The organism is Phytobacter massiliensis JC163 (assembly GCF_000321045.1).
In the GTDB taxonomy this organism is placed as follows: Bacteria; Pseudomonadota; Gammaproteobacteria; order Enterobacterales; family Enterobacteriaceae; genus Phytobacter_A; species Phytobacter_A massiliensis.
On the sequence record NZ_HE578948.1, the window covers coordinates 276503 to 283998 of the forward strand.

General features: G+C 58.6%; 6 protein-coding genes and 1 pseudogene. 4 read left to right on the forward strand and 3 right to left on the reverse strand.

Annotated features, from left to right (window positions below; translation table 11 throughout):
• Positions 1–60: 60 nt before the first annotated feature.
• Genes bcsG through bcsE form a run of 3 tightly spaced genes read right to left on the reverse strand, consistent with a single transcriptional unit; the run spans position 61 to position 3480 of the window.
• Positions 61–1737 carry a cellulose biosynthesis protein BcsG gene (gene bcsG / locus ENTHG_RS18715; protein ID WP_044183301.1) on the reverse strand — a complete coding sequence of 559 codons (1677 nt, stop codon included), beginning with the start codon at positions 1735–1737 and terminating at the stop codon, positions 61–63.
• Positions 1730–1927 carry a cellulose biosynthesis protein BcsF gene (gene bcsF, locus ENTHG_RS18720; protein WP_044183304.1) on the reverse strand — a complete coding sequence of 66 codons (198 nt, stop codon included), beginning with the start codon at positions 1925–1927 and terminating at the stop codon, positions 1730–1732. Before bcsF ends, bcsG begins: the two co-directional genes overlap by 8 nt.
• Positions 1924–3480, reverse strand: coding sequence for a cellulose biosynthesis c-di-GMP-binding protein BcsE (bcsE, locus tag ENTHG_RS18725; RefSeq protein ID WP_044183307.1), 1557 nt, complete (start codon positions 3478–3480; stop codon positions 1924–1926). The genes bcsF and bcsE overlap by 4 nt, the downstream gene beginning before the upstream one ends.
• 186 nt (positions 3481–3666) lie before the next feature.
• Between bcsE and bcsR the strand changes: the two genes are divergently transcribed.
• The 4 genes and pseudogenes from bcsR to ENTHG_RS25715 all read left to right on the forward strand — a co-directional run.
• Positions 3667–3855: a cellulose biosynthesis protein BcsR gene (gene bcsR, locus ENTHG_RS18730; protein ID WP_044183310.1), complete on the forward strand. Its 189-nt coding sequence runs from the start codon at positions 3667–3669 to the stop codon at positions 3853–3855.
• 9 nt (positions 3856–3864) lie between these two features.
• On the forward strand, positions 3865–4629 hold the full coding sequence (gene bcsQ / locus ENTHG_RS18735) for a cellulose biosynthesis protein BcsQ (protein WP_044183313.1): 765 nt from the start codon (positions 3865–3867) through the stop codon (positions 4627–4629).
• Positions 4626–7217, forward strand: coding sequence for a UDP-forming cellulose synthase catalytic subunit (gene bcsA / locus ENTHG_RS18740; protein ID WP_044183316.1), 2592 nt, complete (start codon positions 4626–4628; stop codon positions 7215–7217). Before bcsQ ends, bcsA begins: the two co-directional genes overlap by 4 nt.
• A 25-nt stretch (positions 7218–7242) precedes the next feature.
• Positions 7243–7496: pseudogene (locus ENTHG_RS25715) on the forward strand (cellulose biosynthesis cyclic di-GMP-binding regulatory protein BcsB); the annotation flags it as partial.

Consider the following 7496-nt stretch of genomic DNA (forward strand, 5'->3'; position numbering starts at 1 on the left):
TGGTTTTCCCCCTCTCCCTTCCAGGGAGAGGGCCGGGGTGAGGGTCGCATCCGGGGAAAATCACTGCGGGTACGGCACCCAGTCGCCGCCGTTCAGCCGCACATAGGGCTTGTTCTGGTACTGAATCACCACCGCGTTGGCGTTCTCCGAAACCGGCGCCGTCTGCGGCAGCCCGCTGGTTAACTGGTCCCAGTTAACGTTATCTTCATTGAAAATTTTACCGTCCAGCACCCGCGCCACCAGCTCGGAAACCGCCAGGAAGCTGCTTGGCTGGGTGATATCAATGGGCGCGCCCTGGTGCGGCGACTTCATGCCAAAGAACTTAATCGCCGTCGGCACATGGGTAATCGACGGGCTGGGGATATCGCGCAGGCCGGAAACCTGCATCTTATCGCCCTGCAGCGCCGCGCCGTGCTCCGGCACCATCACCACCATCACTTTGCGCCCGGACTTCTCCAGCTGCGTAAAGAAGGCGTCCAGCTCATCGAACAGCTTCTGGGCGCGAATCTTATAATCCGCCGTCTGGCGCACGCCTGGGTAGTGGTTACCATCATGCAGCGGCAGCAGGTTATAGAAAGTGGCGGTGCGCTGCCCCTGTTTAGTGGCCTCGCTCTCCATCCAGCGGTTCAGCACCGCGGTGTCGTCATAAACCGGCGAGCCATCGAATGATTGCAGCACCGGCGGCAGACCGGCCTGGTTCATCAACGGCACCTGGATACCGCCGTTTTGGCGCACCTCATCGAGGAAGCCGCCGAAGACGCCGTTGTGGTCCATCATCAGCTGTTGGGTAAAGCCCAGCTTCGTCAGGTTATCAAACAGGTAGCACTGCTCGCCCGCCGTCTGATAGAGATTTTTATGGGACGTCTGGCCGCAGCTGGCGCGCAGCAAACGGATCGCCGCCGGGCCGCTATAGGCGGTGGCGGAGTTGAACTGGCGGAACACAATGTCGAAATGGTTCCACAGCGGGTGCGAAGAGAGGCCCGACGCCTCAATATCGGCCCAGGCCATAGAGCAGATATTGATAACCAGCAGATCGAAGGGTTGGGCATCCGCCGCCAGCTGGCTGGGGAAGGTCGTTTTGCGTTTCGCTTCCGCCTCATAAAAGCTGTTAAGCCAGGCGTTGAGGTTCTCAGAGGTCGGCGGCGCGGTTTGCGCCGGCATATCGCCCACCACCGGCGTAGTTCCCGCTGTTGCGACGGTAGGCGCGGCGGTCGCGCCGGTGGTGGCGACCGTGGCGCTCTGCGTGCTGGCAGGCCACAGCGTAAAGGCCGGGCCGACAATGGTCATGGCGTTCAGCCAGATCATAATCGCCACCACAAATACGGTGACGCGCACCCACTGCGACAGGAAAAGCCAGGCGATAAACATGACGAACAGCGCGCCGAGCATCTGCCAGTTGATAAAGCGCAGCGTTAAATCAAGCAAATAGTCGGCGCTAAAGCCCGCGACCTCGCCGCCCTGGCTGATAATACTTTGCGGGCCGGGCAGCCAGGTATCGTGCCAGAACAGGGCAAAACCTATTGGGATAGCTACCCAGTGGCGCAGGCGATGCAGGGCCATGCGCGGCAACGGCATCAGCAGAAACGCCATAAACACCAGGTTCAGCAGCGGGTGGAAATTAAGGTAGCCCGCCCACAGCAGCGCGAATTTCACCAGAAAATAGAAATTCCAGCCGGAAAGGCCGCGCCAGTAGCGCCACAGCGGCGTAGCGGTGGAAGTCGTATAAGTTTCAGTCATGTTTTCGATCTGCCTTGACGGAGGCTGTACGGCGCAGGACGCCGGCTGGCTTCACATAACGGGGTTTGGTAAACAAAATTCGCACAATGACACGGATACGGTACAGCCAGTGGCGCGCCAGATAGCCCAGCGGAAAGAAAATCAGCGCGCACAGGACGACCAGTTGAATAATATCGGCGATAGACATCATGATGCGCGCTCCGTGTCGTCACTCAGCAGGCGCAGCGGCTCGGGGATACGCCGCCAGACATGGCCGTCATGCTCGGCGTTAATCACCTTCTTCTGGGCGCTGACCGGCAACGGCTTGCCCCATTTCTCCGGCGTCACGTCGCGCAGCTGCACCAGCTCCGCCGCAATCTGATTATCCTCAAACCAGACCATGCGGTTAGAGAAAATATCCGCCGTCGGCAACGGGAAAATATGGTTCAGCGCGGTATCCAGATCGGTGACGCGGCAGAAAGATAAAAACATCAGCAGACGGTTATCGCCAATGGTAACGATATCGCCGACGCGGTTCGGGCGGCAGAGGGTCAGCGCCTGCTCGACACGGAGGCCGGGTACCGGGCGCAGCGCCACCAGCACGCCTTTGCCGTCCGGCGGCAGCAGCGTATTGTTGACCATGTTGCTCACCGCCTCGCAAAACAGATTCCACGGCTGGTAGCCGCGCAGCTTGAGCGGCTGGGTCATCGACAGCAGCGTGGTGATATCTTCCGGCACCAGCCGGTTAAACTGCTGGCCCTGGACGCTTTCAATCAGCGTCAGGCAGCGGGAGAGGGGGGCGTTCCACGGAATCACCATATTGGCCCCGCAGCCAAGCAGCAGGCGTTCGTCGGTGGCGCGCAGGCTGGCTTTGGTTTCACGGACAAGAATTTTCAGCGCGCTGCCCCGCTGACGGCGCAGCGTGTGGATCTGCCGCGCCAGGGATTCAATCTGGTTGTTCTGCCGCAGGGCGAAGACCAGCGTAGCCGCCTGGGTGGTGCGGGCCTCGTTAAACAACTCTTCATTAGTAGGGAAGAGCGTCCAGTATTCAGAAAGCGCAGGCGCGCCCTCCAGGACATCGATATTGCTTAAAATGCGCTTTTCGTCGCTGCGCGGCTGCACGGTGGTCTCTTCCTGCTTCGCCAGACGCCACTGGCCGTCGTGCTGTTCAAGCTGCAGCTGCTGGCGGGCGCTGACGCCTTTCTCGTTGCTCCACCAGGCGACATCATAAAGGTGCATCGCACTTTCATAGCGCAAACTGGCCATACCGGAGAGGGACTGGTATTCACTCATCAGGATTGATGACTGCTTATCGCTATTATTTGCGGGGTTTATTATTAACAAACTACAGTTATGGTATTTAGCCCAGCTAAAAGTCTTTTTAAGCCAACCGTGTAGTTTTGCAGCGGATATATTTTGCCAGGCGTTATTTGCACATAATAAAACCAACAAATAATGTTCAGGTTCTATTGAACAAAGTAAATCGCGGGTGAAATAGTATAACCCTTTTTCATGATTCGGCATGGAAAAAAGGCGTATTTTATCTGGCCCGTGATCCTGCTCTAATTTAATGATCTGACGTAACGCATGACCCATGCCCGCCACCGCCACCTTTGCATTGTGCGGTTGCGCCATTAGCGTCTGGTTCATCAGATCGATAGCGTCCTGCTCGCGGTCAGCGTTAATCCACCATACGCCGCCCGCTGGCATATGACGCAATTCATCCCATAGCGACTGGATGCCAACAGAAAATATGGGGTTCACGGTATCCCTCAACAGGTAATTTATCTGTATCTCAGTGTACTAGCCAAAGCAAAGAAATAAACCTAACATTGAAATTAAAGAACATCAGATTTAGCATGTATAGCCGTCATGCTTCAAGTTTCGTGTGCGTTGGCAAAATATATCGCTAAGAATTTACTCATTTCTCTTTAACGGGAACGTCTCTGCATGCATAACGATGAGCTTAACACTCAGACCGATCCGACGCTGGGTTATACCTTTCAAAACGACTTTCTCGCGCTGAGGAAGGTCTTCTCCCTGCCGGATATCAATTATGCCGATATTTCCCAACGAGAACAGCTGGCGGCGGCGCTGAAACGCTGGCCGCTGCTGGCAGAATTTGCTCGTCAACAATAAGGACGTCGAATGGCTGTATTGGGGTTACAGGGCATACGCGGGGGTGTGGGTACCACATCAGTAACGGCGGCGCTCGGCTGGGCATTACAACTCTTAGGGGATACCGTTCTCGTTATAGACGCCTGCCCCGATAACCTCCTGCGCCTCTCTTTCAACGTTGATTTTGACCTGCCCCAGGGCTGGGCCCGCGCCGTGCTGGACGGCCAGGACTGGCGCGACGCCGGGCTGCGCTATACCAGCCAGCTGGACGTACTGCCCTTTGGCCGCCTGAGCGCCGAAGAGCAGGAAAACATTCATTTGCTGCATAACCCGCTGAGCGAATTAACGTCGATGCTGCAAATGCTGAAAGCCCAGCGCCATTATGACTGGGTGCTGGTGGATTTGCCGCACGGGTTTGCCCCCCTGACGCGGCAGTTTATTGAACAGTGCGACCAGACGCTGGTGGTGGTAAAACCCGACACCAACTGCCATGTTCGTCTGCATCAACAGGCGCTGCCTGCGGGGGCCTATATTGTCATCAATGATTTGCGCATCGGCAGCCAGCTACAGGACGATCTCTACCAGGTGTGGCTCCAGAGCCAGCGCCGCCTGCTTTCTACCGTCATTCATCGTGATGAGGCGATGGTGGAGTGCCTGGCCTCCAAACAGCCGCTGGGCGAGTATCGCCCCGACTCGCTGGCGGCAGAAGAGATCCTGACGCTGGCGAACTGGTGCCTGCTGCACTGCGCGGACAGCCGAAACGCCGCGGTCGGCGCGCCGGAGACGGAAAAATGAGTCGCCTCGCCGCCTGGCTATTGCCGCCGCCGGTACATACGCGTCTGAGCGAGCGCTACCTGCGCTATCGCCGGAACCGGGCCTCAGTATTCAGCGCCGCCTGCGGGTGCTTCTGGGCGGCGCTGGCCTGGCTGTTTCTGCCGCTGGAAAACGCCCACTGGCAGCGGCTACGCGCGCAGCACCGCACGCTGTTTCCCCATATCGACCCGGATAAACCACGCCCGCTCGACCCGGCGCGCTATCTGCTGCAAACGCTCTGGCTGCTGATTAGCCTGCCGTCCGGCGGCGCGCGGCCAAAACGCTTTGCGCGCACGCGCGGCCTGCGCGACCGCTATCACGCCTGGCTGGATAATCTCCCCACCCGGGTGAGCGACCAGACCCGCCATCTCGACGATCAGAAAGAGCTGGGCCATATCAGCGAAGGGGCGCGACGGCTGATCCTCGGCGTCATTATTACCTGCTCGCTGCTGCTGGCGGTTTTGTGTATCACGCAGCCGTTTAACCCGCTGTCGCAATTTATCTTTTTGATGCTGCTGTGGGGCGTGGCGCTGCTGGTGCGGCGCATTCCGGGGCGTTTCTCGGCGCTGATGTTAATCGTGCTGTCGTTGACCGTCTCCTGCCGCTATATCTGGTGGCGCTACACCTCGACGCTCAACTGGAACGACCCGGTGAGCCTGGTCTGCGGGGTGGTGCTGCTGTTTGCGGAGACCTACGCATGGATAGTGCTGGTGCTGGGCTACTTCCAGGTCGTCTGGCCCCTTAACCGCCAGCCGGTGCCGCTGCCGAAGGACATGTCCCAGTGGCCGTCGGTGGATATCTTTGTGCCCACCTATAACGAAGATCTTAACGTGGTGAAGAACACCATTTACGCCGCGCTGGGTATCGACTGGCCGAAAGACAAGCTGAAAATCTGGATTCTGGACGACGGCGGCCGCGAAAACTTTCGCCAGTTCGCCCAGACGGTGGGCGTGGAGTATATCGCCCGTCCCACCCACGAACATGCCAAAGCCGGTAACATCAATAACGCGTTGAAATATGCCAAAGGCGATTTCGTCTCCATTTTTGACTGCGACCATGTGCCGACGCGTTCGTTCTTACAGATGACGATGGGCTGGTTTATTAAAGAGAAGAATCTGGCGATGATGCAGACGCCGCACCACTTCTTCTCGCCGGACCCCTTTGAGCGCAACCTCGGGCGTTTTCGCAAAACCCCCAACGAAGGCACGCTGTTCTACGGGCTGGTTCAGGACGGCAACGACATGTGGGACGCGACCTTTTTCTGCGGCTCCTGCGCGGTAATCCGCCGCGGCCCGCTGGATGAAATCGGCGGTATCGCCGTCGAGACCGTGACCGAAGATGCCCACACCTCGCTGCGCCTGCACCGGCTGGGCCACACCTCCGCCTACATGCGTATTCCGCAGGCGGCGGGGCTGGCGACGGAGAGCCTGTCGGCGCATATCGGCCAGCGTATTCGCTGGGCGCGCGGCATGATCCAGATTTTCCGTCTCGATAACCCGCTGTTTGGCAAAGGGCTTAAGCTGGCGCAGCGCTTGTGTTACGTCAACGCCATGCTGCACTTCCTGTCGGGCGTGCCGCGGCTGGTCTTTTTAACCGCGCCGCTGGCCTTCCTGCTGCTGCATGCCTATATCATCTACGCTCCCGCCATCATGATCGCGCTGTTCGTGCTGCCGCATATGATTCACGCCAGCCTGACCAACTCGAAAATCCAGGGCAAATATCGCCACTCCTTCTGGAGCGAAATTTACGAAACGGTGCTGGCCTGGTATATCGCTCCGCCAACGCTGGTGGCGCTGTTTAACCCGCACAAAGGGAAGTTTAACGTCACGGCGAAGGGCGGCCTGGTGGAGGAGGAGTATGTCGACTGGGTGATCTCCCGACCCTATATCTTCCTGGTGCTGCTGAACATTGTTGGCGTGCTGGTGGGGGTCTGGCGCTACTTCTACGGCCCGGCGAATGAAATTCTTACGGTCATGGTCAGTATCGTCTGGGTCTTCTACAACCTGGTTATTCTTGGCGGCGCGGTGGCGGTGTCGGTTGAGAGCAAGCAGGTGCGTCGGGCGCACCGCGTAGAGATCTCGATGCCTGCCGCCGTTGCCCGTGAAGACGGCCACCTGTTCTCCTGTACCGTGCATGACTTCTCTGACGGCGGGGTAGGGATCAAGATTAACGGCCAGACGCAGGTGCTGGAAGGGCAGAAGGTCAACCTGCTGCTAAAACGCGGGCAGCAGGAGTATGTCTTCCCGACGCTGGTGGTGCGCGTCTCCGGCAATGAAGTCGGGCTACAGCTGATGCCGCTCACCACGAAGCAGCATATCGATTTTGTGCAGTGTACTTTTGCCCGTGCGGATACATGGGCGCTCTGGCAGGACAGCTTCCCGGAAGATAAGCCGCTGGAAAGCTTAATGGATATCCTGAAATTGGGCTTCCGTGGTTATCGCCATCTCGCGGAATTTGCTCCATCGTCGGTGAAAATGATTTTCCGTTCGCTCATCGTCCTGGTCGGCTGGATTGTGTCGTTTATCCCGCGCCGCCCGGAGCGGGAAGCGGTGCAGCAACCCGTGACGTGATTGGCTCAACAATGATGAAAACGCGATGAAAAGAAAACTTTCCTGGATTTGTGCAGTGGCTGTGGGGATGAGCGCTCTTCCCTCTTTGATGACCCATGCGGCGCCCGCGAACCCGGCTGCGCCTACCGTCCCTGCTGTTGCTCCGGCAACCCAGCCGGTGGCGACCCCTGCGCCGACGCAGTCGGAAACGCTGACGCCGGTCACCCCGGTAGAGGGGCAGACGACGCCTGCGCCCGCCGCGGGCAACCAGACGCCGGGCCAGGTGATGCCGGGCGTACC